The sequence below is a fragment of the Prauserella rugosa genome, from assembly GCF_000719975.1.
GTDB lineage: Bacteria > Actinomycetota > Actinomycetes > Mycobacteriales > Pseudonocardiaceae > Prauserella > Prauserella rugosa.
Genome location: NZ_JOIJ01000019.1, coordinates 45,631 through 72,202 on the forward strand (window position 1 = coordinate 45,631; position 26,572 = coordinate 72,202).

23 protein-coding genes are annotated in these 26,572 nt (G+C 70.6%); 6 read left to right on the forward strand and 17 right to left on the reverse strand.

Features of this window, described 5'->3' with window-relative positions; genetic code table 11:
• Nucleotides 1-80 precede the first annotated feature (80 nt).
• The 7 genes from IF64_RS0121045 to IF64_RS0121075 all read right to left on the reverse strand — a co-directional run bounded on the left by IF64_RS0121045 (nucleotide 81) and on the right by IF64_RS0121075 (nucleotide 6,955).
• Entirely contained in the window at nucleotides 81-1,082 is a 1,002-nt protein-coding gene (locus tag IF64_RS0121045; protein WP_030533880.1) for an ABC transporter substrate-binding protein, read from the reverse strand.
• A gap of 84 nt (nucleotides 1,083-1,166) precedes the next feature.
• The gene (locus tag IF64_RS0121050) at nucleotides 1,167-2,081 is read right to left on the reverse strand and encodes a siderophore-interacting protein (RefSeq protein ID WP_030533881.1); all 915 of its coding nucleotides are present in this window, start codon (nucleotides 2,079-2,081) and stop codon (nucleotides 1,167-1,169) included.
• Nucleotides 2,082-2,193: 112 nt separating this feature from the next.
• Nucleotides 2,194-2,445 carry a phosphopantetheine-binding protein gene (locus tag IF64_RS27745; protein WP_030533882.1) on the reverse strand — a complete coding sequence of 84 codons (252 nt, stop codon included), beginning with the start codon at nucleotides 2,443-2,445 and terminating at the stop codon, nucleotides 2,194-2,196.
• 54 nt (nucleotides 2,446-2,499) lie between these two features.
• Nucleotides 2,500-3,171: an isochorismatase family protein gene (locus tag IF64_RS0121060; RefSeq protein WP_030533883.1), complete on the reverse strand. Its 672-nt coding sequence runs from the start codon at nucleotides 3,169-3,171 to the stop codon at nucleotides 2,500-2,502.
• Complete coding sequence (locus IF64_RS0121065; protein WP_030533884.1) at nucleotides 3,171-4,817, reverse strand: (2,3-dihydroxybenzoyl)adenylate synthase; 1,647 nt, start codon at nucleotides 4,815-4,817, stop codon at nucleotides 3,171-3,173. Before IF64_RS0121065 ends, IF64_RS0121060 begins: the two co-directional genes overlap by 1 nt.
• Nucleotides 4,814-6,028 (reverse strand): isochorismate synthase, encoded by a 1,215-nt coding sequence (locus IF64_RS0121070; protein ID WP_030533885.1) that lies wholly within the window; start codon nucleotides 6,026-6,028, stop codon nucleotides 4,814-4,816. The genes IF64_RS0121065 and IF64_RS0121070 overlap by 4 nt, the downstream gene beginning before the upstream one ends.
• A gap of 216 nt (nucleotides 6,029-6,244) precedes the next feature.
• The gene (locus IF64_RS0121075) at nucleotides 6,245-6,955 is read right to left on the reverse strand and encodes a hypothetical protein (protein ID WP_246134837.1); all 711 of its coding nucleotides are present in this window, start codon (nucleotides 6,953-6,955) and stop codon (nucleotides 6,245-6,247) included.
• A 107-nt stretch (nucleotides 6,956-7,062) separates the two neighbouring features.
• On the opposite strand from IF64_RS0121075, the gene IF64_RS0121080 reads away from it, so the two are divergent.
• The 3 genes from IF64_RS0121080 to IF64_RS0121090 all read left to right on the forward strand — a co-directional run bounded on the left by IF64_RS0121080 (nucleotide 7,063) and on the right by IF64_RS0121090 (nucleotide 9,833).
• Nucleotides 7,063-7,341 (forward strand): SAV_915 family protein, encoded by a 279-nt coding sequence (locus tag IF64_RS0121080; RefSeq protein WP_030533887.1) that lies wholly within the window; start codon nucleotides 7,063-7,065, stop codon nucleotides 7,339-7,341.
• Between the two features lie 91 nt (nucleotides 7,342-7,432).
• Nucleotides 7,433-9,232, forward strand: coding sequence for an acetyl/propionyl/methylcrotonyl-CoA carboxylase subunit alpha (locus IF64_RS0121085; protein ID WP_145600609.1), 1,800 nt, complete (start codon nucleotides 7,433-7,435; stop codon nucleotides 9,230-9,232).
• A 181-nt stretch (nucleotides 9,233-9,413) separates the two neighbouring features.
• Nucleotides 9,414-9,833, forward strand: coding sequence for a DUF1707 SHOCT-like domain-containing protein (locus tag IF64_RS0121090; RefSeq protein ID WP_030533889.1), 420 nt, complete (start codon nucleotides 9,414-9,416; stop codon nucleotides 9,831-9,833).
• A gap of 38 nt (nucleotides 9,834-9,871) precedes the next feature.
• Here the strand turns inward: IF64_RS0121090 and IF64_RS0121095 are convergent, their stop codons facing one another.
• Complete coding sequence (locus IF64_RS0121095; protein WP_030533890.1) at nucleotides 9,872-10,471, reverse strand: GNAT family N-acetyltransferase; 600 nt, start codon at nucleotides 10,469-10,471, stop codon at nucleotides 9,872-9,874.
• Nucleotides 10,472-10,617: 146 nt separating this feature from the next.
• The gene (gene glpD / locus IF64_RS0121100) at nucleotides 10,618-12,363 is read right to left on the reverse strand and encodes a glycerol-3-phosphate dehydrogenase (protein WP_030533891.1); all 1,746 of its coding nucleotides are present in this window, start codon (nucleotides 12,361-12,363) and stop codon (nucleotides 10,618-10,620) included.
• 251 nt (nucleotides 12,364-12,614) lie between these two features.
• Between glpD and IF64_RS0121105 the strand changes: the two genes are divergently transcribed.
• On the forward strand, nucleotides 12,615-13,364 hold the full coding sequence (locus IF64_RS0121105) for an MIP/aquaporin family protein (RefSeq protein ID WP_030533892.1): 750 nt from the start codon (nucleotides 12,615-12,617) through the stop codon (nucleotides 13,362-13,364).
• Nucleotides 13,365-13,377: 13 nt separating this feature from the next.
• Nucleotides 13,378-14,883 carry a glycerol kinase GlpK gene (gene glpK / locus IF64_RS0121110; RefSeq protein WP_030533893.1) on the forward strand — a complete coding sequence of 502 codons (1,506 nt, stop codon included), beginning with the start codon at nucleotides 13,378-13,380 and terminating at the stop codon, nucleotides 14,881-14,883.
• A gap of 146 nt (nucleotides 14,884-15,029) precedes the next feature.
• On the opposite strand, the gene IF64_RS0121115 is transcribed toward glpK, so the two are convergent.
• Both IF64_RS0121115 and IF64_RS0121120 read right to left on the reverse strand, forming a co-directional pair.
• The gene (locus tag IF64_RS0121115) at nucleotides 15,030-15,800 is read right to left on the reverse strand and encodes a VOC family protein (RefSeq protein ID WP_030533894.1); all 771 of its coding nucleotides are present in this window, start codon (nucleotides 15,798-15,800) and stop codon (nucleotides 15,030-15,032) included.
• A gap of 61 nt (nucleotides 15,801-15,861) precedes the next feature.
• Nucleotides 15,862-17,262, reverse strand: a complete 1,401-nt coding sequence (locus IF64_RS0121120) for an NAD(P)H-quinone dehydrogenase (RefSeq protein ID WP_030533895.1) — start codon at nucleotides 17,260-17,262, stop codon at nucleotides 15,862-15,864.
• An 85-nt stretch (nucleotides 17,263-17,347) separates the two neighbouring features.
• On the opposite strand from IF64_RS0121120, the gene IF64_RS0121125 reads away from it, so the two are divergent.
• Nucleotides 17,348-17,800, forward strand: a complete 453-nt coding sequence (locus tag IF64_RS0121125) for a gamma-glutamylcyclotransferase (protein WP_036877392.1) — start codon at nucleotides 17,348-17,350, stop codon at nucleotides 17,798-17,800.
• Between the two features lie 260 nt (nucleotides 17,801-18,060).
• Here the strand turns inward: IF64_RS0121125 and IF64_RS0121130 are convergent, their stop codons facing one another.
• From IF64_RS0121130 to IF64_RS0121155, 6 genes are all read right to left on the reverse strand, one after another.
• A complete protein-coding gene (locus IF64_RS0121130; RefSeq protein WP_048807506.1) occupies nucleotides 18,061-19,005 on the reverse strand; it encodes a DUF559 domain-containing protein in 945 nt (314 codons plus the stop codon).
• A 303-nt stretch (nucleotides 19,006-19,308) separates the two neighbouring features.
• On the reverse strand, nucleotides 19,309-20,589 hold the full coding sequence (locus tag IF64_RS0121135) for a M20 family metallopeptidase (RefSeq protein ID WP_030533898.1): 1,281 nt from the start codon (nucleotides 20,587-20,589) through the stop codon (nucleotides 19,309-19,311).
• Nucleotides 20,590-20,897: 308 nt separating this feature from the next.
• Nucleotides 20,898-21,263 (reverse strand): hypothetical protein, encoded by a 366-nt coding sequence (locus tag IF64_RS0121140; protein ID WP_246134836.1) that lies wholly within the window; start codon nucleotides 21,261-21,263, stop codon nucleotides 20,898-20,900.
• Between the two features lie 33 nt (nucleotides 21,264-21,296).
• Nucleotides 21,297-22,313, reverse strand: coding sequence for a methylmalonyl Co-A mutase-associated GTPase MeaB (gene meaB, locus IF64_RS0121145; protein WP_030533900.1), 1,017 nt, complete (start codon nucleotides 22,311-22,313; stop codon nucleotides 21,297-21,299).
• On the reverse strand, nucleotides 22,313-24,496 hold the full coding sequence (gene scpA, locus IF64_RS0121150) for a methylmalonyl-CoA mutase (RefSeq protein WP_030533901.1): 2,184 nt from the start codon (nucleotides 24,494-24,496) through the stop codon (nucleotides 22,313-22,315). The genes meaB and scpA overlap by 1 nt, the downstream gene beginning before the upstream one ends.
• Complete coding sequence (locus IF64_RS0121155) at nucleotides 24,493-26,544, reverse strand: methylmalonyl-CoA mutase family protein (RefSeq protein WP_084706001.1); 2,052 nt, start codon at nucleotides 26,542-26,544, stop codon at nucleotides 24,493-24,495. The genes scpA and IF64_RS0121155 overlap by 4 nt, the downstream gene beginning before the upstream one ends.
• Nucleotides 26,545-26,572: the final 28 nt, after the last annotated feature.

The window sequence follows — 26,572 nt, forward strand, 5'->3', positions numbered from 1 at the left end:
AGCGGCCGGTTCTCGACGGGGCGTTCCTCGTCGGCGGTGCGGTGCCTGCCTGGGTGGGTGCCGTGCTCACGTCCGCGGCGTCACTTCTTCAACAGCGGTGCGAAGGTCTCGTCCAGCGCCTCGAGCGCGGTCGTGGCCTGGCCGTAGGTCGCCGCCTCGGTGTACTTGACCGGGAACGTCATGTCCTTCTTCACCGCGGGCAGGTTCTTCCACAGGTTGGAGTCGAGGACGTACTTCACGGCCTCGGGCAGCGAGCCGTCGGCGTTCACGGTGTAGGTGATCGCCTCGGCGTCCTTCAGCGCCGAAGGCAGCTGCTCGAGCGACGGGTACTCGCTGACCGCGCGGGAACCCTTGCCCTTCTCGGAGACCTGGCCGTAGTACTCGGCACCGATGTCGTTGGCCACGTTGGTGCCCCACGAGCCGTCGAACTCGCGCTGGAAGTTGCCGTTCTCGACCTCGCCGTACCCGCCGATGTGGGCGAGCTTGAGGCCGTCGAGCGCGTCGGCGTACTTACCCTTCAGCTCCTCGGCCTTCTGCTCGTACTCGCGCTTGCCCTCGTCGAACCGTTCGAGCGCGCCCGCGGCGTCGGCCTGCTTCCTGGAGACCTCCTTCCACGCCGACGGCACGTCCGGGCCGATCGCGACGACCGGGGCGATCGACTCGAGCCGCTCGGTGTCGATCTCCTGGAAGATGGGTTTCGGCACACCGATGACGATCAGATCGGGGTTCTGCTCGGCGATGGCCTCGTAGTTCGTCTCGGCAGCCGTCTCGCCCGCGACCCTCGGCAGATCCTGATAGGTCTTCATGTCCTCGTCGGACATCATCGGCTCGCCCCGCTGCCACGAGGAGATGCCCACCAGCGGCGCGTCGGCCTCGATGAGCGTCGGCACCGCGTACCCGGTGGCGACGACGCGCTGCGGGTTCTGGGGGATCTCGACGGTGCCGTTGTCCGCCTTGAACTGCCGCGTCTCCCCGGAGGTCTCCTGGCCCGCGGCGCCGCAGCCGGCCACCGACACGGTGAGCGCGAACGCGGCGGCGGCCACGCTCGCCTTGACGAGGCGGGAGGATCTCAGCAGTGTCATCGGTTTCGTCGTCATCGGTTTCGTCCTTGAATTGCGATGGGGTGGGGAATCCGGATCGGAGAAGCAGGCGGTGGCCCGCCCTCCTCAGCCGCGGGGGTGGTCGTGTCCGTGGCCGTGGTGATGCTCGTGGTCGTGCTCGTGACCGTGGTCGTCGTCGTAGTCGGCGACGCCGCGCTTCCAGTAGCCGGTGATGTCGTGGTCGTGTTTGGACAGCCCGAGCTCGTCGCGCACCCAACGGCGAAGCGGCTTGAGCGTGCCCGCCTCACCGGCCAGCCACACGTACAGCCGCTCGTCGTCGGAAGGACCCGGCACCGGCAGCGAACGCACCGCGCGCTCGATCAGATCGGTGGTGCCCGGCGCCGCGCCGTCCCGGTGCAACCAGCGCACCTCGACCCCAGCCGGGGCGTCCAACGGGATCTCCTCGGACGCATCGGCCACCTCGATCACCGCCCAACCCTCCGCGGTCGGCGGCATCTCCTCGAGCCACCTGGCGATCGCGGGCAACGCGGTGATGTCACCGGCCAGCAGGTACTTGTCGTAACTGGTCGGCACGACCAGTCCCCCCGGCGGGCCCGCGACGTGCACCGACTCGCCGATCCGCGCCGTACGCGCCCACTCCGCGGCCAGACCACCGTCGTGCACCGCGATGTCGATGTCGAGCTCACGGGCGACCGGGTCGAACCTGCGCACCGTGTACTCCCGCGAGATCGGCGAGGGACGCGGCCACTTCAGCATCGTGCCGTTCGGCTCCGGCAACCGCAGCGTGCCGTCCGGATCGGCGAAGATCAGCTTGACGTGTTCGTCCGGCACATGCGCCTCGAAACCGTCCACACCGGACCCACCGAGCGTGAGCCGGATCAGGCCGGAACCGACCATCTCGGTGCGCACGACCTCCAACGTGCGGATCCCGATCGGATACCCCACCTTCTCGGCCACCCGCCCCGCACGCACCTCCGCAATGCGATCCAAGTGCCGATGCCGATGATCAACCCGAGTCATGCGTCCTCCACTGTGTTTTGCGGGACACCCTCCCCTGCTGTGGCGGAAAAGCGTGCCACAGCGGGGGCCCAACCCGGTCGGACGCCATGACCCAGAGCTCCGCGATTGTCAGTCACGCGTCCTCCTTCACGAGGAGCGACACCCAGTGCCCCAGCTCCGGCCGTTCGGCCAGGTCGGGGAACTCGACCGTGTCCGCGCCCGCGGCACGCCAACGCTCGATCAGGCTCATGATGCGGATCGAGTCGAGCCCGGCATCCATGAGGTTCTCGTCGGCGGCGATGCCGTCGGCATCCCGTCCGAGCAGTTCGGCCACATCGGCACGGATCGCCGACTCGGTGATCGGTCCGGTGGTGGGTTCAGCCATGTCTGTCGTCCCCTGTCGTGGTGGATCTCGGTTACAGCGCCGGGTACGGCACCGCTACAGCGCCGCCGCGGGCACCGGTGCGGTCAGCGCATCCTTCGCGGCCGCGGTGTCGACGACGGAGCCGCACACGCCCGCGACATACGCACACGCCTGGTCGTGCCGCTCGCGGGAGAAATCGGCGACCGCGTCGGCGACGAGGAACGGGCGCACGTCCCGCATGAAAGCCTCCTGCGCCGTGGCCTGGCAGCCGATGTGGGCGTAGACGCCCGTGATCATCAGCTGGTCGCGGCCCTGGGCGGCGAGCCGCTCGGCGAAGTCACTGCGCTGGAAGGCGCTGTAGCGCCACTTCACCAGCACCGTGTCCGCATCGGACGGTGCCAGCTCGTCGACGACATCGGCCACGCCGGGATCGGCATCCACGTGAGCACGCATGCCCTCGCCCCAGAAGTCGGTCTGCAGGCCGCGTTCGCCCTGCGGCGGTTTCGCAGGCTGGGCCGTGTAGTACACCGGCACGCCACGCTCGTGACACTTGTCGACGAGCGCGGCGATGTTGGCGATCACGTCCGGAACAGGAGCACCCGCGAACGGCCGCAGGAAATAGCGCTGCATGTCGTGCACGAGCAACGCCGCCCGGCTCGCGTCGAGGCGCCAGTCGACCCGGCCGGACGGCAGTTCGTCCGATGTGGGCAGACGGTAGGGCTCGATCTTCGGCAGGGACAACCACATCACCCGTTCTTCGCCTGGGCCGCGAGCAGTGCCCGCAGCTCCCGTTTGCTCGTCTTGCCGACCCCGGTCGTCGGGAACTCACCGGTCAGCACCACGCGGTCGGGCACCTTGAACGCGGCGACCCCTCGCTCACGGACGAACCGGCGCAGCTCCGCCTCGGCGGGCTCGGCACCATCGGCGGGCACCACGTAGGCGCACGTGCGCTCGCCGAGATAGTCGTCGGACATGCCGACGACCGCCGCGTCGACGACGTCGGGATGCGCCATCAGGTGGTTCTCCACCTCTTCGGGCGCGACCTTCTCGCCGCCGCGGTTGATCTGTTCCTTCACCCTGCCGACGACCTCGACGTGCCCGGAGGGGTGGAACCGGACGAGGTCGCCGGTGCGGTAGAAGCCGTCGGGGGTGAACGCCGTGGCGTTGTGCTCGGCCGCGCGGTAGTAGCCGCGGATCGTGTACGGGCCGCGCGTGAGCAGCGCGCCCGCCTGGCCGGGTTCGACGACGTCGTCGGAACTCGCCTCGGGGTTGTCGGGGTCGACGACCCTGATCTCGTCGTCGAGGGAGATCGGCCTGCCCTGCGTGGACAGGACGAGCTCGTCCGGATCGTCGAGTCGCGTGTAGAACACCAGGCCCTCGGCCATTCCGAACACCTGCTGCAGCCTGCACCCGAGTGCGGGCTCGATCCGCTCGGCCAGTTCCCTGGCGCACTTGGCCCCACCGACGAGCAGAACCTCCAGTGTGGACAGATCCCGCGTCGTGCGCGCGGCCGCCTGCACCCACGCGGCGGCCAGCGGCGGCACCACACCGCACATCGTGACACCCTCGGACTCGATCAGCCCGAACGCGGTGTCGGCGTCGGGACGCGGCGACAGCACCACGGTCGATCCCGCGTGCAGCGCGCCGAGGATTCCGGGCGAACTCATCGGGTAGTTGTGGGCAACCGGCAGCACCACGAGGTACACACTCTCGGGCCGCAGGCGGCAGATCCGCGCGCTCTCCCGGACGCTGTAGAGGTAGTCGTCGTGGGTGCGCGGGATCAATTTGGACATTCCCGTGCTGCCGCCGGAGAGTTGGAGGAACGCCAGCCCGGACGGGTCCGGATCGGGCAGTTCCTTCGGCTCCGCGGCGGCCAGTTCGGCGAACTCGGCCTCGCCCACCACGAACACGTTGCGCACGGACGGCACGTCACCGGCCACCGCGCGCGCCTCCGCGGCGAAGTCGTGCCGCTCGTGCTCGCCCACGGTGACGATTGCCGAGGCCTCGGCGTGCGCCGCGAAGTGTGTCAGCTCCGAACGCCGATGCGCGGGCAACGCGAACACGGGCAACGCGCCCGCACGCCACAGCCCGAAGATCACCGGCACGTACTCGGCGACGTTCGGCAGCTGCACGATGACCCGCTGCCCGTCGGCGATGCCGCGCTCGACGAACCCGGCCGCCAGCCGGTGGGCACGGTCGTCGAGCTCGGCGTAGGTCCATCGCACCTGCTCGCCGCCCTCGGCGCTGACGCCCACGACCGCGGTGCGCTCCGCGTACGCCTCGGCGAGGCCGGTGAGCCACGTGCCGAACGTCTGCCCCTGCCAGTACCCGAGCGCCCGGTACCGCGCCGCGTCCGCGGCGGGCCATGGCGTGTGGTCCGGACCGCCGGTCATCGCGCTCCCCCGTCCACGCCCAGCGCCGCCAGCAGCGTGCCGAACTTCGCGCTCGTCTCGGCCAGTTCGGCATCGGGGTCGGACCCGGCGACGATGCCCGCCCCCGCGTACACCCGCACGGCCTGCCCTGCCGCCTCGGCGCAGCGGATCGTCACGACCCACTCGCCGTCGCCGTCGGCGTCGGTCCAGCCGACGAGACCCGCGTAGTACCCACGGTCGGTCGGTTCGAGGTCGGCGATGACGTCGCGCGCCGTCGACGTCGGCACCCCGCACACCGCGGGCGTCGGGTGCAGCGCCTCGGCGATCGCCAGCGACGAGGACGCCGGGTCGTCGGGTGCGGCCAGCGTGCCGGTGATCCGCGTCGACAGGTGCCACATGGTCGGGGTGCCGATCACCTCGGGGTCGGGCACGTCGAGCTCGGAGCACAGCGACCGCAGCACGTCGACGATCTGGCGGACCACGATCTCGTGTTCGGCGCGGTCCTTCTCGGCGGTACGCAGGTCGTCGATCCGCCGACGGTTCTCGGCGTCGTCGGGGTCGTCGGCCACGCGCGGGCGCGATCCCGCGAGAGGGTTGACCACGACGGTGTTGCCCGTGCGGGAGATGAGCAGCTCCGGGCTCGCGCCGAACAGCGTGCGGGCGGCCGGGTCGCCGGGGGCCGTGACGTCGACGGCGAAGGCGTGCGCGGCCGGGTTCGCCCACACCAGGCTGGCCAGCAGCGGCGGCACGGACACCGGCTCGTCGGCGGTCAGGTCGAGCGCGCGGGCCAGGACGACCTTGTCGATGTCGCCGGTCTCGATGTGCAGCAGCGCCTTGCGCACGGCCTCGACGTAGTCGGCGGGTTCCGGCCTGGGGGTGACGGTCCACGAGCGCGCCGCAGCACCGTGCGTGCCCTGCACGTCCCCGGCTTCGGGGGCGGGTGCGCGCCGCACGACCGACGGCACCACGAGGCTGGACTCGCCGTCCGGGCGGAAGCCGATGGCGCCGGCGACGATCGGTTCGGCCACGCCCGCCTCACGCGCCTGCGCGAGCGCCCGCGCGGCCGCGTCGGCGTGCGAACCGCCTGCGCCGCGGCGCACGATCGCGTGGACGCCGTCGGCCAGCAGCGTGCCGCCGGGCGACGAGTAGTAGAACGAGCCGGGCAGATACGCCGTCAGCAGATCCCCGGCTCCGTATTCGGGCCGTGGCCGGGCGAGGACCGGTGAGGACACTCAGGCAACTCCCTCGGATGACACGTCGTTCACTCCTCGTCGACGCCGAGTCGAGCAGGCAGACCCGAACGTCTGGTTAGCCTTACCTAACGAATGAGAACCGTACGTTAGGTAAGCCTTAGATGAAAGATGCCGCCGTGAGATCCGGTTCACAGGCACGCGCGCGGATTCGGGCGCCGAGGTGCAGGCGAGCGCACCGGCCCAACGCGGGCGAGGTCAGGAACAGGGGATGAGCTCGGACGATTCGACGTCCACCTCGGGCCAGCCGCGCAGTGAACCGGGTGAGCCGTAGATGTCGGTGCAGCCGACGGTCCCGCCCGAGAGGTCGAACACCTCGACCAGCACGGGCGCGACCTGGCAGGCCGACACGCTGTCGACGTCACTGCAGTCGTGGCTGACCACGAGCACCTCGGGCACGTCGTCGGCGTCCACGTCGTCGAGCGTCACGCTTCCCGCGTCGGAGAAGTACGGCCGCTGATCGGACCGCCAGTTGTCGCCCTGCCAGATGTGCACCTCGCCGACCACGCCGCCGTCGTGCGGCCCGCGCACCAGGCACACCGGCGTGGCGCTCTCCTCGCAGCGCAGCGAGTCTCGGTTGAGCGGCACCCCCATCGAGGCGACCGTGACCTCGGCGATGCTGCCCGACGTCGGACCGCCCGCGCGCAACCGCGCCACCGAGCCGCGGGCGTCGGCGAGCAGCTCGACCGGCATGCCGTTCACCGAATCGGACGCCACGACCCGGCACGGGCCGCCACCGCAGCCCGCGTCGCCGGTCTCGGTCGGCATCGACAGCCCGTCGGCGGAGTCACGTTCCTCCCCGGGACGCACGAGGACGGCGACGAGCAACGACGCCACCACGACCACCACGGCGACGGCCGCGGTGAGCAGCACCGGCCTCGGCGGCCGCGACCACGACTGGCTGGACACCCCACCGAGCCTAGATGTCGCCGAGATCGATCACCCCGCGTCCGCGGCCTATCGCTGGGTCGTGGGACAAGGTGGGTCACGGACCGCGCACGGCTACCGTCGTCGCGGTGACGAACCCCCAGCTTCCGCCCGTCGTGTACCTGCCGACCGGCCCGCACCACGGAACCGCCACCGAGCAGGCCGACATCGAGCTGCGCCGCACCCCCGACGGACGCCTCGCGCTGCTGGCCTACTCCGCCGTGGACCGCCTCGTCGAGTGCTGCGGCCCGCACCAGCCGTGGATGCTCGTGCAGACCTCCGACCTGCCGGCCCTCCACGAGTCGCAGCCGTACGAGCTCATCCTGCTCGACGCCAAGATCCCCGAGGAGCTGCGCCGCACCGCGTGAGCGCACCACCGCGCCGGCTCACCCGGCCGTGACTCGGGTCTCACCGATGCCCTCCCTCCGGTCCGTAGACTCCGATCGAGAACGGCGTGACATGGAGGTAGGCGTGCCGGAGCGAGGCAGCGTGACGAAGGTGCTCATCGCGAACCGTGGCGAGATCGCGGTACGCGTGATCCGGGCCGCGAAGGACGCGGGTATCGCGAGCGTGGCCGTCTACGCCGATCCGGACCGGGACGCACCGCACGTCCGGCTCGCCGACGAGGCGTTCGCGCTCGGCGGGCAGACGGCGGCCGACAGCTACCTGGTGTTCGACAAGCTGCTCGACGCCGCGAAGCGTTCGGGCGCCGATTCGGTCCACCCCGGCTACGGCTTCCTGTCCGAGAACGCGGACTTCGCGCAGGCGGTCATCGACGCCGGGCTGACGTGGATCGGCCCCTCCCCGCAGGCGATCCGCGACCTCGGCGACAAGGTGACCGCGCGGCACATCGCGTTGAAGGCGGGCGCCCCGCTCGTGCCCGGCACGAAGGACCCGGCGGCCAGCGCGGACGAGATCGTCGCGTTCGCGCAGGAGCACGGACTTCCGGTGGCCATCAAGGCCGCCTTCGGTGGCGGCGGCCGCGGCCTGAAGGTCGCCCGCACCATCGACGAGATCCCCGAGCTGTTCGAGTCGGCCACCCGCGAGGCCGTCGCCGCGTTCGGCCGCGGCGAGTGCTTCGTCGAGCGCTACCTCGACAAGCCCCGCCACGTCGAGGCCCAGGTTCTCGCCGACCAGCACGGCAACGTCATCGTCGTCGGCACCCGCGACTGCTCGCTGCAGCGCAGGCACCAGAAGCTCGTCGAGGAGGCGCCCGCGCCGTTCCTCACCGACGAGCAGCGCGCCACGATCCACTCCTCGGCCAAGGCCATCTGCGCCGAGGCCGGGTACTACGGCGCAGGCACGGTCGAGTACCTCGTCGGGGTCGACGGCACGATCTCGTTCCTCGAGGTCAACACGCGGCTCCAGGTCGAACACCCCGTCTCCGAGGAGACGACGGGCCTCGACCTGGTGCGCGAGCAGTTCCGCATCGCCGAGGGCGGCGTGCTGCCGCTGACCCAGGACCCGACACCGCGCGGGCACTCCATCGAGTTCCGCATCAACGGCGAGGACGCAGGCCGGGGCTTCCTGCCCGCCCCGGGCACGGTGACGAAGCTGGAGTTCCCCGACGGGCCCGGCGTGCGCGTCGACTCCGGCGTCGAGACCGGCACCGTCATCGGCGGGCAGTTCGACTCGATGCTGGCCAAGGTCATCGTCACCGGCGCCGACCGCGACCAGGCCATCGAACGCTCCCGCCGCGCCCTCGACGAGATGGTCGCCGAGGGCATGGCCACCGTGCTGCCCTTCCACCGGACGATCCTGCGCGACCCGGCGTTCGTCGGCGACGGCAAGAACTTCTCGGTGCACACGCGGTGGATCGAGACCGAGTTCGACAACACCATCGAGCCCTACACCGGCGACGGCGAGGCCGAGACCGACGAGGAGCCGCGGCAGAACGTCGTGGTGGAGGTCGGCGGCAGGCGCCTCGAGGTGTCGCTGCCCGCGGGCCTCGCAGCCGTCGGTGGTGGTGCCGGTGCGGGCGCTGGTGCCGCGAAGAAAGCCAAGCCGCGCAAGCGTGGCGGCGGTGGCAAGGCGGCGGTCAGCGGCGACGCGGTGACCGCCCCGATGCAGGGCACCGTCATCAAGGTCGCCGTCGAGGAGGGCCAGCAGGTCGAGGCGGGCGAACTCATCGTGGTGCTCGAGGCCATGAAGATGGAGAACCCGGTGACCGCCCACAAGGCCGGCACCGTGACCGGCCTGTCGGCCGACGTCGGCGCCACGGTCAGCCAGGGTGCCGTCCTGCTCGAGCTGAAGGACTGAGTGCAGCTCCCGAGGGCCCCATAGTTGCATGGAGTCGAGCACTGCCACGCGGAGCGTGTCCGTTTGGGCGGTGGTGGGCGACGGGTGGGCGCGACCATGGGGCCCTCGGGAGTACTGAACAGCGGGCAACGGTTGCGCGAAGCCGTGGCACCCGTGTGACGGGCGGGCATACGATCGGGGTGTGGCTGCTGACCGATCCGAGTTGCGACTCAGCGATGCTGAGCGCCAGGAAGCTCTGGACGCGCTGTCCGAGCACGTACGTACCGGACGCCTCGAGTTGAGCGAGTTCGACGAGCGTTCGGTTCAGGTCAGCACCGCGAAGTACCGCAAGGACCTGAAGCCGTTGTTCGCCGATCTGCCCGAGCCTCGGCCGAGCGTCCTCGAAGGGCCGCGCAGGGCCGGCGCCGCTCGCGTGCCCGAACGCGGTGCCCCCGCGCCGCCGCAGCCTTGGAAGGACAAGCTCGTCTCGAGCGCGGTGCCGATCGCCGCGGTGCTGGCGATCGTGTTGTTCTTCACCGTCGCGAAGGCGTGGGTCGTCTTCCTGCTGCCCGCGGTCGTCGCGTTCGCGGTCGGCGCCCTGGTCAACCACCGCCGGTCCTGACCCGGCTCCACATCAGGGCTCCACATCAGGGCTCCACATCAGACGTCCGGAGTGGACGAACCCCGGTTCGCCGTGTCCCATTCACGGTCGAGCACGGCGTAGACCGCCTCGTCGGTCCACTCTCCCTTGACCCACTCGTTCTCCCGCAGGTGCGCTTCCCTGCGCATGCCGAGCTTCTCGAGCACGCGGGCCGAGGCCAGGTTCCTGGCATCGAGGCGTCCGCACACCCGATGCACGCCGAGTTCGGTGAAGGCGAGTTCGACCAGCGGCCGAGTGGCCTCGGTGGCGAAGCCCTTCCCCGCATGGTCGGGGTGCAGGACGTAGCCGACCTCGGCCTGCTTGTGCTCTCCCTGGTGCCAGTGCAGATTGACGTCACCGATCACCTCGCCCGGCTCACCGTCGGCGTCCCGCAACGTCACCGCCAGCCGCAGCGTGTCCCCCGGTTCGGCCAACGTCGAGTACCGCTCGATCCGCTCGGCCAGCTTCGCCGCGACGTCCTCTCTCGACATCGGACGTTCGTAGAGGTAGCGGTTGACGTCCTCCCGCGACCGGATCGCATGGAGCGGGTCCAGATCCGCCGATACGAACGCCCGGAGCACCAGTCGCGGCGTGCGCAGCACCCGCGTGCGGTCGACGATCACCCGGCCGAGGCTACCGGCGGAATCGACGGACCTCCACGGCTTTTCCTCCCGCCCGTACCCGCGACCGCCCGTACCCGCGACCGCGTCGGATCCGGCCTCGCGGCGTCCGGCAGCCGACGGGGATGCGGCACGGGGCGAGCGGTTCAGGAGGCGGGTTCGGCCAGCCCGTCCCTCGCCTCGGGGGCCGCGACGCGCTTGGCGTCGGCGGCCTCGTCACTCGGCTGTGCCTGCGAGTCGCGCTCGGCCTCGACGCGCGCGCGGTACACCTCGATCTCGCGAGCCCGCTGCTCGTCGGTCCAGCCGAGCACCTCGGCCATCAGATCGGCGACCTGCTCGGCACTGTCCACACCGCGGTGCGGGTACTCGATGGAGATCCGCGTGCGCCGCGCCAGCACGTCCTCCAGGTGCAGCGCGCCCTCGTCGGTGGCCGCGTAGACGACCTCGACGCGCAGGTAGTCCGGCGCCGCCTCGATCGGCTTGAGCAGGTCCGGCCTGCCCTCGGCCAGCCCCAGCACGTCGCTGATCAACGAGCCGTACCGGTCGAGCAGGTGCCGCACGCGGTACGGGTGCAGACCGTGGTCGCTCGCCAGGTGGTCGGCCTGGTTGACGAGTGCGTGGTACCCGTCGGCACCGACGAGCGGCACCTTGTCGGTGATCGACTCCTGCACGCGCTCGGGCACGTCGACGACCGCGGCGTCGACGGCGTCGGCTGCCATCACGCGGTACGTCGTGTACTTGCCGCCCGCGATGGCCACCAGACCAGGCGACACGCGCGCGACCGCGTGCTCGCGCGAGAGCTTCGAGGTCTCCTCGCTCTCGCCCGCGAGCAACGGGCGCAGACCGGCGTAGACCCCTTCGATGTCGTCGTGCGTCAGCGGCGTGGCGAGCACCTTGTTGACGTGTTCGAGCAGGTAGTCGATGTCGCTGCGGGTCGCGGACGGGTGCGCGAGGTCGAGGTTCCAGTCGGTGTCGGTGGTGCCGACGATCCAGTGGTTACGCCAGGGAATCACGAACAGCACCGACTTCTCGGTGCGCAGGATCATGCCGCTCTCGGCGACGATCCGGTCGCGCGGCACGACGATGTGGACGCCCTTGCTCGCCCGGACGCGGAACCGTCCACGGCTGCCGGACAGGCTCTGCAACTCGTCGGTCCACACGCCGGTGGCGTTGATCACCGCGTGGGCGCGGACGTCGGTCTCCTGACCGTTCTCCACGTCCCGCACCCGCACACCCGACACCCGGTCGGCCTCGCGCAGGAACCCGACGACCTGCGTCGAGTTCCGCACCACGGCCCCGTAATGCGCCGCCGTGCGGGCGACCGTCATCGTGTGCCGCGCGTCGTCGGCCTGCGCGTCGTAGTAGCGGATACCGCCGATCAGCGCGTCACGTTTGAGCGCAGGCACCATGCGCAGCGCGCCCGCGCGGGAGAGGTGCTTCTGCCCGGGAACCGAGCGTGCGCCGCCCATCGTGTCGTACATCAGCAGGCCCGCGGCGGTGTACGGCCGCTCCCACACGCGGTGCGTGAGCGGGTACAGGAAGCTCACCGGCTTCACCAGATGCGGCGCGATCCTGGTGAGCATCAACTCGCGTTCCCGCAGCGCCTCGCGCACCAGTCCGAACTCGAGCTGTTCCAGGTAGCGCAGTCCACCGTGGAACAGCTTGCTGGACCGGCTCGACGTGCCGGACGCGAGATCGCGCGCCTCCACCAGTGCGACACGCAGCCCTCGGGTCGCCGCGTCGAGAGCCGTGCCCGCACCGACGACACCACCGCCGATGACCACGAGGTCGAACGTCTCCTCGCCGAGCCGCTGCCACGACTCCGCGCGGGTCTGGGGACCCAGTCGTGCCGGAGCCGCTGCCCTCGCGTCGCGTCCACGCTGCGCTGTCACGTAATCCTCCTCGCCGACGTCGTACCCGATCACCGGGACACTCCCAGCATGGCACGTTCGCCCGCGCTCGCACGTCCGCGTGCACGCAGTGCGACGAACGAAGCTTTGAGCGATCACTCACATGCGAGTAGCGTGCGATCCGAACGAAAACGGCAGGGGCGCCGCCCGGCTTCGGGACCGGCCGCACCCGCGGAACCGACCAGTGCAGCGCCGCGAGGTCTGCAGTGCCGAAGCTGGAGGGCTGATCGCCTATGAATGCCGGATCGATATTCGTCTGGGAGATGCTGGGCACGTCGGTGCTCGTCCTCCTCGGTACCGCCGTCGTCGCGAACAACGTGTTGCGCAAGACGAACGGCAACGGCGGAGGGATTCTGTTCGTCACCGTCGGCTGGGCGTTCGCGGTCTTCGCGGGCGCGAGCATCGCCGACCCGTCCGGGGCGCACATCAACCCGGCCGTCACGTTCGGACTCGCCGTGTCCGGCGATCTGTCGTGGGCCGACGTGCCGATCTACTGGGCGGGCCAGATGGTCGGTGGTGTCCTCGGTGCGGTGTTGACGTGGCTGACCTACAAGCTGCAGTTCGACGATCACCCCGAGCCGGAGAACACCCTCGGCATCTTCTCGACCATCCCCACGATCCCGAACAAGGTGTGGAACACCGTGACCGAGATCATCGGCACGTTCGTTCTCGTCGCGTGGATCCTGCTCACCCCGGGTGCGGACGTCAGTTCCAGCGGGGAGCCGGTCTTCGGCAACGCCGCGCTCGGGTACGCGGGTGTGTCGCTGGTCGTGTTGGTGATCGGTAACTCGCTCGGCGGTCCGACGGGCTACGCGATCAACCCGGCTCGCGACCTCGGACCCCGCATCGCGTACGCCTTGATCCTGCCGATCAAGGGCAAGGGTGACCCTCAGTGGAGTTACTCCTGGGTCCCCGTCGTGGGGCCGCTCATCGGTGCCGGCCTCGCCGGCCTTCTCTTCCTCGCCGTCAGTGGCCTGAGCTGAGTTTGGAGCAACTGTGTCTCGTTTTGTCGCCGCCATCGACCAGGGCACGACCTCGACCCGGACGATGATCTTCGATCACTCGGGCAGCGTCGTGGCCGTCGACCAACGGGAGCATCAGCAGATCTTCCCGCAGGCCGGCTGGGTCGAGCACGACCCGGAAGAGATCTGGGCCAATACCAGGGCGACCGCCGCGGGTGCGCTCGCCAACGCCGACATCACCGCCTCCGACGTCGTCGCGGTGGGCATCACCAACCAGCGCGAGACGACGGTGGTGTGGGACCGCAACACCGGAAAGCCCGTCTACAACGCGATCGTCTGGCAGGACACGCGCACCGACCGGATCATCAACGACCTCGGCGAACTCGGAGGGGGCCAGGAGCGGTACCGCGACAAGACGGGCCTGCCCCTGGCGACGTACTTCTCCGGACCGAAGATCAAGTGGATCCTCGACAACGTCGACGGTGCGCGCGAGCGCGCCGAGGCGGGCGACCTGCTGTTCGGCAACATGGACACGTGGGTGCTGTGGAACATGACCGGCGGGGTCGACGGCGGCATCCACGTCACCGATCCGACCAACGCGTCCCGCACGATGCTGATGGATCTCGACACCCTCAGCTGGGACGAAGAGATCGCGGCCGACATGGGCATTCCGATGTCGATGCTGCCGGAGATCAAGTCCTCGTCGGAGCAGTACGGCACCGTCCGCGAACGCGGCGCGCTGGGCGGCGTGCCGATCGCGGGCATCCTCGGCGACCAGCAGGCCGCGACGTTCGGCCAGGCCTGCCTGTCGCGGGGCGAGGCCAAGAACACCTACGGCACGGGCAACTTCGTGCTGCTCAACACGGGCAACGAGAAGGTGCTCTCGGAGAACGGCCTGCTGACCACGGTCTGCTACAAGATCGGCGACAACGACACCGTGTACGCGCTCGAGGGTTCGATCGCGGTCACCGGGTCGCTCGTGCAGTGGCTGCGCGACAACCTCGGCATGATCGGTTCGGCCGCGGAGGTCGAGGGCTACGCCCGCACCGTCGAGGACAACGGCGGCGCCTACTTCGTGCCCGCCTTCTCCGGACTGTTCGCCCCGTACTGGCGTTCCGACGCCCGCGGCGCGATCGTCGGCCTCACCCGGTTCGTCAACAAGGGGCACCTCGCCCGCGCCGTGCTGGAGGCTACGGCGTTCCAGACCCGCGAGGTCATCGACGCGATGAACGCCGACTCCGGCGTTCCGCTCCGCACTCTCAAGGTCGACGGCGGCATGGTGGTCAACGACCTGCTCATGCAGTTCCAGGCCGACATCCTCGGGGTCGACGTCATCCGCCCGAAGGTCAACGAGACGACCGCGCTGGGTGCGGCCTACGCGGCCGGTCTCGCCGTCGGGTTCTGGGAGTCCGAAGAGGACATCCGGTCGAACTGGGCCAAGGACAAGGAATGGCAGCCCGCCATGGACGAGGCCCGCAGGGAGCGCGAGTACCACAACTGGAAGAAGGCCGTGACCAAGACGTTCGACTGGGTCGAGTAGTCGTCCACGGGCGGTGTGCCCTCTCGGCGAGTAGCGCCGGCACGCCGTACCGAGAACCCGCGCCGAGAGCCCGCGCCGAGCCGCCGCGGATGCCCACCGGGTGTCCGCGGCGGTTCCGTGTCTGCTGGCCGGCAGCCGTGGTGGCGTCAGCTTTCGATGACGCGGAAGTAGGCGCCACCGGGGTCGGCGACCGCCGCGAGCCTGCCCCGCGGCGAGTCGACCGGCCCACCGTGGACGGTGCCGCCCAGGTCGACGAGCTGCGAGACCGTGTGGTCGACGTCGGTGACGGCGAAGTACGTCGTCCAGTGTGGAGGTACGTCGAGGGTGCCGGGCAGCGCGCCGATGCCGCCGACCTCCGTCGAATCGTCGCCGACCCGGATCGTCGCGTACTCGAAGTCGCCGTGACTCGGTTCGTCGAAGCCGCAGCCGAAGACGAGTCCGTAGAACCGTTTGGCCGCCGCGTATTCGCGGGTCATGCAGTCGTACCAGGCGGGAGCTCCGGGAACCCCGACCACCTGCGTGCCCGTCATCCGGCCGCCCTCGTAGACGCCGAAGACCGCGCCTGCCGCGTCGACCGCGACGGCGATCCGCGCCGCGTCACCGACGTCGCCGGGCGGCACGATCAGCTCCCCGCCCGCCTCGGTGATCGCGGTGGCGGTCGCCTCGACGTCGCCCACGGCCAGATAGGTCGTCCAGGCCTTCGCGTTGTCGCAGAACGCCGCGCTCGCGCGCCCGACGCCTGCCACGGGGCGCCGGTCGACCATGGCGATCGAGTAGTGCCCGTAGTCCGCGCCCGTGTCGACGAACTCCCACCCGAGCAGGTCGGCGTAGAAACTCCGCGTCGCCTCGAGATCGTCGGCGGTCAGATCGACCCAGCACGGAGCGCCCACCGGCCACGCCGTGTCGCGGACGGCCATGAGGCGCTCCCTTCATCGGGTGCACCCAGTGTGCCACTCGCAGCAGCCGACGGCGACGGCGTCAGTCCAGGTCGTCGTGCTGCATGAGCTGGCGACCGGCCTCAGTGATCGACCCGGACAGCGACGGGTACACCGAGAACGTCAACGCCAGGTGCTCGACGGTCAGCTGGTTCTGCACGGCCAGCGCGATCGGCAGGATGAGTTCGCTTGCCGACGGCGCCACGACCACACCACCGACGACCACACCGGTCGCCGGACGGCAGAACAGCTTGACGAAACCCTGGCGGACGCCCTCCATCTTGGCGCGCGGGTTCGTCGACAGCGGCAACATGATCGTGCGGGCGGGCACCTCGCCGGAGTCGATCGCCTGCTGGCTGATGCCGACGGTCGCGATCTCGGGGTGGGTGAACACGTTCGCCGCGACGGTGCGCAACCGGATCGGGGCGACCCCCTCGCCGAGCGCGTGCCACATCGCGATGCGGCCCTGCATGCTCGCCACCGAAGCCAACGGCAGCACACCCGTGCAGTCGCCCGCCGCGTAGACGCCCGGCGCGCTGGTGCGCGAGACCCGGTCGACCGGGATCGCCCCGCCCTTGCCCGGCTCGATGCCGACCCGGTCGAGGCCGATGTCCTCGGTGTTCGGCACCGATCCGACCGTCATCAGCGCGTGGCTGGCCTCGATGGTGCGGCCGTCGGCGAGGTGGATCGTCACGCCCTGGTCGGTGCGCTCGACCCGATCGGCGCGCGCGTGCTTGACCACCGACGTGCCGCGCTGGGAGAAGCTCTCCTCCAGCACGGCGGCCGCATCGGCGTCCTCGTGCGGCAGGACGCGGTCGCGGCTCGACACGACCGTCACCTTCACACCCATCTCGGTGTAGGCCGAGGCGAACTCCGCACCGGTGACACCGGAACCGACGACGGCGAGGTGTTCGGGCAGCTCGGGCAGGTCGTAGAGCTGGCGCCAGTCGAGGATGCGTTCCCCGTCCGGCACCGCACCCGGCAGCACCCGCGGCGTGGCACCCGTGGCGATGAGGACGACGTCGGCGTCGAGCACCTCGTCACCGTCCTTGCCGGCGACGGCGATCTTGTGGGTGGCGAGGCCGGGCTCGTCGTCGCAGAACTTCGCGGTGCCGTTGACGACCCGCACGCCCTCGCGCTGCACGCGCGCCCGGATGTCCGCCGACTGCGCGAGCGCGAGCCCGCGGACCCGGCCGTGCACGGTCGGCAGGTCCACGCGGGTGTCGTCCAGATCGACGTTGACCCCCAGCTCGCGGTAGCCGTGCAGGCTCGCGCGCGCCCCAGACGAGGCGATGAACGTCTTCGACGGCACGCAGTCGTAGAGCACGCAGGCGCCACCGAGACCGTCCCGCTCGACGACGGTCACATCCGCACCGTGCTGAGCCGCCACGAGAGCGGCCTCGTAACCGGCAGGTCCGCCGCCCATGATCACGATCTTGGTCACGTCAGGTGTCCTCCTCACACGCCGTCCACGCCCACTTTAGGCGTGGCCGGGTTCCGGCTTCCGGAGAGGCCGTTACGCTGTCGCCGTGCCTCTCTATGCCGCGTACGGGTCCAACATGGAACCCTCCCAGATGGCCGAGCGAGCGCCGCACTCGCCGATGGCGGGGACCGGCTGGCTGGAAGGCTGGCGGTTGACGTTCGGTGGCGAGGACCTGTTGTGGGAAGGTGCGCTCTCCACGATCGTGGAGGACCCCGACTCCAGGGTGTTCGTGGTGCTCTACGACGTCACGCCCCTCGACGAGGGCCAGCTCGACCGCTGGGAGGGCAACGAGCTCGGTCTGCACAACAAGATCCGCCTCCGGGTACAGACCATGGACGGGTCGGTGCTCGCGTGGTTGTACGTGCTCGACGCCTACGAGGGCGGTCTGCCTTCGGCCCGGTATCTCGGGGTGCTCGCCGACGCTGCCGAAGCCGCCGGCGCCCCCGCCGACTACGTCAACGACCTCCGCACCCGCCCCTGCAAAGGCATCGGCCCGTAACGAGCCCGTGTCGCGGATTCCGGGGCACGTGTTGCAGATCCAGGGGCTCGTGTTGCGGCCTCGGGGGCGCGTGTTGCGGAGTCCGGAGTGCGTGTTGCAGATCCAGGGGCGCGTGTTGCGGCCTCGGGGGCGCGTGTTGCGGATCCGAGGCCGTTGCAGCTCGCGTCGCCCCGCCGGTGCGTACCGACCGGCGACCGCGTGGCCCGTTTCCGCGACTGCAGGCCTTGCGCCCGCGCATCGTGTACCGGAGACGGGTTAGTTCAGCGCCGCAGCGAACGGGGACGGCGCGGAGTCGGTGTGTTCCCCGCAAGCAGGCCGCCCCGCTTCTCGAACGCCCGCCGCAGCTCGTTGAGCACCGGCTCCGGGCTCGCGAGCTGTTCTTTACGAACTCTCACGGTGAGCCACCCACGGTCCGCCATGCGCCGATCACGTTCGGCGTCATAGGTACCGCGGTCCTCGTGCGCCTCGTAACCGTCGTACTCCAACGCGATCCTGACCTCCGGCCACGCCAGGTCGAACACGTAGACGACCCGGCCGCGCAGGTCGCGCACCTCGAGTTGGGGCGTCGGCGCGGGGAAACCGGCGTCCACCACAAGTAGGCGCAACCTACTTTCCTGCGGAGACTCGGCCGCCCCCGTCGCCAGTTGAAGGAGCGCATGGGCACCCGGCACACCGCGGCGGTCGTCCCGAGCCGTGAGCTTGCTGCTGATGCACTGCACCAACGCCCCGGCCCGGTCGTCCGGCACAGCGCCCAACGCCTGGTCGACGGTGGCCAGCGCGACCCATCTCCGTTCGACGCACAGCAGCTCCGCCAACGTCGACGCCAGCGAGAGAACCGGGAGCCCGTGCCGGGACTCGACGTCGTCGTCGCCGAATCTGTCCCGGTGCACGGTCAATGCACCGCGAGATCGGGCAGTGCTGCTGTAGGGCACGGTCACGTGCACCTCGCCGGTGTCGGCCGCGTCGCATCCGTGGAGCGCGGCTGCCGTGCCGTGCGAGACGACTGCGCCGGGACCGGCTGCGAGGAGTCCAGCGGCACAGCGGGTCACGGTGTCGAGGGAACGAGTCGTGTCCACGACCACCCCGCGCCACGGCTGGCTCAGCAGCCCGTGTCGCAGCGCCGAGCGGACGGTGTGTTCCCCGAGCGTCCGCAGGAGATCGGCCCGCTTGGCCGCACCGTGCGTGTCCCAGTTCGGTCTGAACATGCCGCCACTGTGACCTGCTGAGACGCATCACGGAGAGCTGTGAGCAAATCTGTGGATAACTGACCTCGTTGTGGACAACTTGAGGACACGGGACGACGGCTGCGCCACTTCAGCGATGCCGCACTCACCCGTCCAGCCCCGCGAAGCCCGGCCGGCTGCCACAACACAAGGCCCGGAACCTGCAACACGGGCCCCGGAAAGCGCAACACGAGGCCCCGAGTCCGCAACACGGCACCGTGGATCCGCAACACGAGGCCCCGAGTCCGCAACACGGCGCCCCGAAAGCGCAACACGCGAGGGGCGTTAGGCGTTGAGGGTTTTCAGGGCTGTGTTGACCAGGACGCGGGTTCCGGTGAGGAGGGCGCGTTCGTCGGCCTCGAAGGTCGGCTGGTGCAGGTCGCGCTGGGGGCCTTCGCCCGGCCAGACGCCCAGGCGGGCGAACGCGCCGGGGACGTGCTGCAGGTACCAGCCGAAGTCCTCGCCACCCGAGGACTGCTCGGTGCCGACCAGCGCGTCGGCGCCGAGCGCCGCCTCCACGCCGTCCCGCAACAGGCGGGTGCTGTCGGACTCGCTCACCACGGGCGGGACGCCGCGCAGGTAGTTCAGCTCGTAGCCGACACCCAGGGGTGCCAGCAGCGACTCCACCGACGTCTCGACGAGCGATTCGAGCAGCTGCCACGTCGGTTCGTCGGCCGTGCGCAGCGTGCCGCGCAGCAGACCGTCCTGCGGGACGGCGTTCGCGGCCTCCCCCGCGTGCACGGCTCCCCACACCAGCACGGTGCCCGACCGGGGGTCGACACGCCGGGACAGCAGCGACGGCAACGACGTGATCACCGTGCCCAGCGCGTGCACCAGGTCCGCGGTCAGGTGGGGACGCGACGTGTGCCCGCCCGGCGACGTCAGTCGCAGCTCCACGAGGTCGGCCGCCGAGGTCAGCGCACCGACCCGGGTGCCGACCTTGCCCACCTCGACCCGCGGATCGCAGTGCAGACCGAAGATGCGCTCGACACCCTCGAGGTGGCCGGCCCGGATGACGTCGAGCGCACCACCGGGCATGACCTCCTCGGCGGGCTGGAAGATCAGCCGCACCCGGCCGGGCAGGTGGTCGGCGCTCGCCAGTGCCAGGCCCGTGGCCAGCAGAATCGTGGTGTGCAGGTCGTGGCCGCAGGCGTGGGCGACACCGTCGACCGTCGAGGCGAACGGCAGTCCGCTCGCCTCGGTGAGCGGCAGGGCGTCGAGGTCGGCGCGCAGAGCGACGCACGTCGGGCCCTCACCGATGTCGCAGACGAGCCCGGTGCCGGAGGCCATGACGCGCGGTTCCAGTCCGGCCGACCGCAGCAGTCCGGCGATCAGCTCCGTGGTGCCGTACTCGCGGCGCGCGAGTTCCGGGTTTGCGTGGATGTGCCTGCGCCAGGCGAGCACGTCGGCCGCGTGCTCCGCGAGCCATGCGTCGAGCCACTCGGGACCTCTGCCCGCACCGAGGTCGGCCATCGGTGCCACGCTCACCCCAGCCTCGGTGAGCACAGCGTCCGACGAGCCGTCCGGATCACCCGGCACCTCGGGTCGCGAGTCGAGAACCGTCACACCACACCTCCGCGCGAGTCCGCGTGTGCCGCATCCCTTCAGGGCCGCGGACGTCGCCCTCTGACAACCTCACGTCCAGTGTTGCACCGAACAGGTGAGCACGAGACCCGTATGTCGTAGCGACTAGACCGACGGTAGGCAGATTGCGCCGAGCGGCCACCCGAAGTTCACCCGCCGACGGTCCACCGCGGGTGACCGACCACTGAGCGCGGCTCAATGTGCGCCGACCTGGGGATTCACCCGTCCGGATCACGGCCGCCGACGCGGCGGGGCGTGGACGACGTCAGGCAGGCCCGTGCGCGGCGCGGTCAGCCGTTCTTCTTGGACCGTTTGCGGCGCACGATGCGACCCCACACGATGATGCCCAGCAGAGCCGCGGCGATCAGCGCGACGACGAACTTGCTCTTGGCCTTGTCCGCGTCGGCCTTGGTCTGCGGATCGAGTTCGGGACCGGAGTCGTCCTGTGCCAGCACCACCGGACCCGAGCCGGCATCCGGCACCGAAGCATTCGACACCCCAGCGCCCGAAGACACCGAAGACACCGCAGTCACCGACGCCGGCTCGGCCGAGGCAACGGGGGCCGTGCTCAACGCAGCCGTGCCGAACAGCACCGCCAGCATCGCCGCGACGGCCGCGAGGCGGGAGAGAACGGGGAACACACGACAGGCACGCATCACGTCCAGTGTGCCCGCGAATCCGCGCCGTGGTCACTCGCCACGCGGATGCTCGCCGAAGCCGTACCCGAATGCGCCGAGGATGCGCTCGGCGGCGAGGGTGGCGGTGATCCTGCCGTCCCGCACGTCGCGTTCGACCTCGGGCACCACCGCCTGCACGCCGGGGTGCTCACCGAGCCGGTCGAGCAGCTGGTCGCGCACCATCGCCCAGGTCCAGTCGATGAGCTGGCGGGTGCGTTTGGCCTCGAGCTCGCCCGAGGCCTCCAGCGCCGCCCGGTGCTCGCCGATGGTCGACCACACCTCGTCGAGCCCGTCGCCGGTCATGCCACTGCAGGTGAGCACGGGCGGGGTCCAGGTCGCCTCGGGTCCGTAGAGCATCCGCAGTGCCCCGGACAGTTCGCGGGCGGCACGCTTGGCGTCGCGGACGTGGTCCCCGTCGGCCTTGTTGACGGCGATGACGTCGGCGAGTTCGAGCACGCCCTTCTTGATGCCCTGCAGTTGGTCACCGGTGCGGGCGAGGGTGAGGAACAGGAAGCAGTCGACCATGTTCGCGACGGTCACCTCGGACTGGCCGACGCCGACGGTCTCGACGAGCACGACGTCGAAGCCCGCGGCCTCCATGAGCACGATCGTCTCGCGGGTGGCGCGGGCGACGCCGCCGAGCGTGCCGGACGTCGGCGAGGGGCGGATGAACGCCGACGGGTCGGTCGCCAGTCGCGCCATGCGCGTCTTGTCGCCGAGGATCGAACCACCGGTCCTGGTCGACGACGGGTCGACGGCGAGCACCCCGATGCGGTGCCCCTCCTGGGTCAGCCGGGTGCCGAGCTGGTCGATGAATGTCGACTTGCCGACCCCGGGCACGCCGGTGATGCCGATGCGCCGCGCGCCCCCTGCGTGCGGGAGCAGTTCGACCAACAGCTCCTGGGCCTTCCTGCGGTGCTCAGGCTTGGCCGATTCGACGAGCGTGATCGCCCGCGACAGCATGCCGCGATCGCCGTCCCGGACACCCTTGGCGTACGTCGCGACATCGATGGCGTTGCGGCGCGGCACTAGCCTTCCTGCTCCAGCTGGTCGAGCAGGTCGACGGCCGCGTCGGCGATGACCGTGCCGGGTCCGAAGATCGCCGCGGCGCCCGCCGCGCGCAGCTCGTCGTAGTCCTGCGGAGGGATGACGCCGCCGCACACCACGAGGATGTCGCCGCGGCCGAGCGCGGCCAGCTCGGAACGCAGCGCGGGCACGAGCGACAGGTGACCGGCGGCGAGCGAGGACACGCCCACGACGTGCACGTCGGCCTCCACGGCCTGCGCAGCCACCTCGGCGGGGGTCGAGAACAGCGGGCCGACGTCGACGTCGAATCCGATGTCCGCGAACGCCGAGGCGATCACCTTCTGCCCACGGTCGTGGCCGTCCTGGCCCATCTTGGCCACGAGGATGCGCGGACGACGTCCTTCCTCACTGGCGAAGGCCTCGACCCGCTCACGCGCGGCGTCGATTCCGCCGCCGCCCTCGGACTTGCCGACCTCGTCGCGGTACACACCGGAGATCGTACGAATCTGCCCGGAGTGGCGCCCCCACGCCTTCTCGAGCGCCTCGGAGATCTCGCCGACGGTCGCCTTCGCCCTGGCTGCGTCGACGGCCAGGGCGAGCAGGTTCCCTTCCCCTTCCGCGCTCGTCGCCGCACCGGTCAGCCTGCGCAGGGCGTCCTCGACGGCGCCGGAGTCGCGTTCGGACCGCAGCCGTTCGAGCTTCTCGAGCTGCTGGGCGCGGACCTCGGCGTTGTCGACCTTCAGCACGTCGATCTGCTCGTCGGTTTCGGGCCGGTACTTGTTGACGCCGATGACGGGCTGACGTCCGGAGTCGATGCGCGCCTGGGTGCGCGCCGCGGCCTCCTCGATGCGCATCTTCGGGATGCCCGCGTCGATGGCCTTGGCCATGCCGCCCGCGGTCTCGACCTCGTCGATGTGCGCCCACGCGCGGCGGGCGAGGTCGTAGGTGAGCTTCTCGACGAACGCGCTGCCGCCCCACGGGTCGATCACGCGCGTGGTGCCGGACTCCTGCTGCAGCAGCAGCTGCGTGTTGCGGGCGATCCGCGCGGAGAAGTCGGTCGGCAGTGCGAGCGCCTCGTCGAGCGCGTTGGTGTGCAGTGACTGGGTGTGCCCCTGGGTCGCCGCCATCGCCTCGACACACGTGCGCACGACGTTGTTGTAGACGTCCTGGGCGGTCAGCGACCAGCCGGAGGTCTGCGAGTGGGTGCGCAGCGACAGCGACTTCGGGTTCTTCGGGCCGAACTTCTTGACGAGCTTGGCCCACAGCAGCCGCGCTGCCCTGAGCTTGGCGACCTCCATGAAGAAGTTCATGCCGATCGCCCAGAAGAACGACAGCCGCGGGGCGAACGCGTCGATGTCCAGCCCCGCACCCTCACCCGCGCGCAGGTACTCGACGCCGTCGGCCAGCGTGTAGGCCAGCTCCAGATCGGCGGTCGCGCCCGCCTCCTGCATGTGGTAGCCGGAGATGGAGATCGAGTTGAACCGCGGCATCCGCTCGGAGGTGAAGGCGAAGATGTCGGAGATGATCCGCATCGACGGCTGCGGCGGGTAGATGTAGGTGTTGCGGACCATGAACTCCTTGAGGATGTCGTTCTGGATGGTCCCCGCCAGCTTCTCCGGTGCGACGCCCTGTTCCTCGGCCGCGACGATGTAGAGCGCCATCACCGGGAGCACGGCGCCGTTCATGGTCATCGACACCGACATCTTGTCCAGCGGAATGCCGTCGAAGAGCTGGCGCATGTCGTAGATCGAGTCGATCGCCACGCCCGCCATGCCCACGTCGCCCGCCACGCGTGGGTGGTCGGAGTCGTACCCCCGGTGCGTCGCCAGGTCGAACGCCACCGAAAGGCCCTTCTGCCCCGCGGCGAGATTACGGCGGTAGAAGGCGTTCGACTCGGCGGCGGTGGAGAAGCCGGCGTACTGCCGCACCGTCCAGGGCTGGTTCACGTACATCGTCGGGTACGGCCCGCGCAGGTACGGCGCGATACCCGGATACGTGTTCAGGAAGTCCACGTCGGACAGATCGTCGGCGGTGTAGAGCGGTTTGACGCCGATGCCCTCCGGCGTCTCCCACTCCAGCGCGTCGACGCCCTTGCCCGTGGCGGCCTGCAGCGCCTCCGCCCACCGCTGCCGGTCTCCCGCGGACGGTGCGCCGAGGTCGACGTCCGAGAAATCGGGGATGCTCATCGCGCCACTCCGTCCATCGCCCCAGAGTCCTTCGCCCCAGAGTCCGTTGCGCCGGCGGGTTGGATGGTCACGCCCAGTTCGCCGAGGATGCCGGTCAACGCGGCCAGGACGTCGCATCCGATGTGGATGGTGCCGTCGAAGGTGGCCGCGTCCACGCCGTCCGGCACCCGCCCGGCCAGCCACACCTGCGTCGCACCTGCCTGCCGCAGTGCCGCGGAGACCTCGGCGGCCTGGTCGGCGTACGTCGCATCGGCTCCGCAGAGGATCGCCACCGGGGTTGCGCTGTCGCGGAACCGTGCGACCACGTCGTCGGTGCCGTCGGCCTGGCCGGGGTTGACCGGTTCGATCCCGCCTGCCTGCAGGAAGTTCGCCGCGAAGGTGGCCCGCGCCGTGTGCTGGGCCAGCGTGCCCAACGTGGCGAGGAAGGCCTTCGGACGGGCACCGGTGGCCGCGCGGTGGGCGTCGGCGCTGTCGCGCAACGCCTCGTACTCCTGCGCGTACCGCACGCGCGGCAGTCCGCCGGTCAGTCCGCCGGAACCCGACGGTTCGCGCTCGAGCAGCTCCTCGTCGGCCGCGGGGAACTCGCTGACGCCGGTGATCGGGTCCTTGCGCGTGGCGATGCGGGCCGAGCGCGCGTTCCACGTCTCGGCGAGCCGTGCCGCGAGGGCGCCGGACTCCAGTTCGGCGGTGATCCCGCCGGCCTTCTCGATGGACGTGAACTCGTCCCACGCCGCGTGGGCCAGTTCGTCGGTGAGCTTCTCGACGTACCAGGACCCGCCGGCAGGGTCGACCACGCCGGCGAGTTTCGTCTCTTCCTGGAGGATGGACTGGGTGTTACGGGCGACGCGCAACGACAGTTCCTCGGGGCGGCCGAGCGCGTCGTCGAACGGCAGCACGGTGACCGCATCCACGCCCGCGACCCCGGCCGCGAAGCAGGCGATGGTGGTGCGCAGCATGTTCACCCACGGGTCGCGCCGGGTGAACATCGCCGGCGAGGTGACGGCGTGCTGGCGCATCGCCGCGCCGGTCTCGCTCGCCCCCGACACCTCGGCCACCCGGGCCCACAGCCTGCGGGCCGCACGCAGCTTCGCGATCGTCAGGAACTGGTCGGCGGTCGCGGCGAAGCGGAATTCCAGCTGCGCGGCCGCGGTGTCCACGTCGAGTCCCGCGTCGGTGAGCGCGCGCAGGTACGCCACGCCCGCGGCGATCGTCGCGCCGAGTTCCTGCGCGTCCGAGCCACCGGCCTGGTGGAAGGGCAGCCCGTCGGCGACGACCGTGCGCAGCAGCGGGTACCGCGCGGCGACGCGGGCGGCCAGGTCGGCGGCGGGTGCGAGGTCGTGGGCAGTGCCGGTGCGCGCGTGCAGACCGATCGGATCGGCGCCCAGCACACCGCCGACCTCGCCGTCGGGGACGCCGTGCTCGGCGTGGACCGCCAACAGTGCCTCGGCCGCGGCGACGTAGTCCGCCCCTGCCTCGAGCGTCACCGGAGCCAGGTCGAGCCGCACCTCGTGCAGCGCGTCGGCGATCTGCTCGACGGTCACACCTCCGCGGCCGACCCGCAGCCACACGGACGTGACGCCACCCTCCAGGTCGGCCAGCACCTCGCGGTTCACCGCACGCGCGTCGGCGTGACCGTGCCGCGCGCGCACGTCCCACCCGGTGACGACGTTGCCCTCGGGACGTCGCCCCCGCACGAACGGCGCCAGCCCGGGATATCCGGCGTCCGGCGCGGCGTCGGAGGCGGTGTACAGCGGCTGGATCTCGATGCCGTCGTACGTCGTCGTGGTCAGCAGGCTCTCCGGAGGACCGTCGAACCCCTCGGGAAGCGCGCCTGTCTTGGCGAGCACGCCGGAGACGAGACGCTGCCATTCGGCACGGTCAGCCTGGTCGAACTCGGTCGCGAGCGCCAGCGTCGGCGCCCCCTGGATCGGCCCACCCTGTGTCGACTCGCCCCGGGTCGACTCGTGCTGGGTCGACTCGCCCTGGGCGGCCGCCGAACGGGACTGCGGATCCCCTCCGGCACCTGGCGTCCGTGCCACTTCCGTCATACCGGTGATGGTAGGACCCGCGGACCTG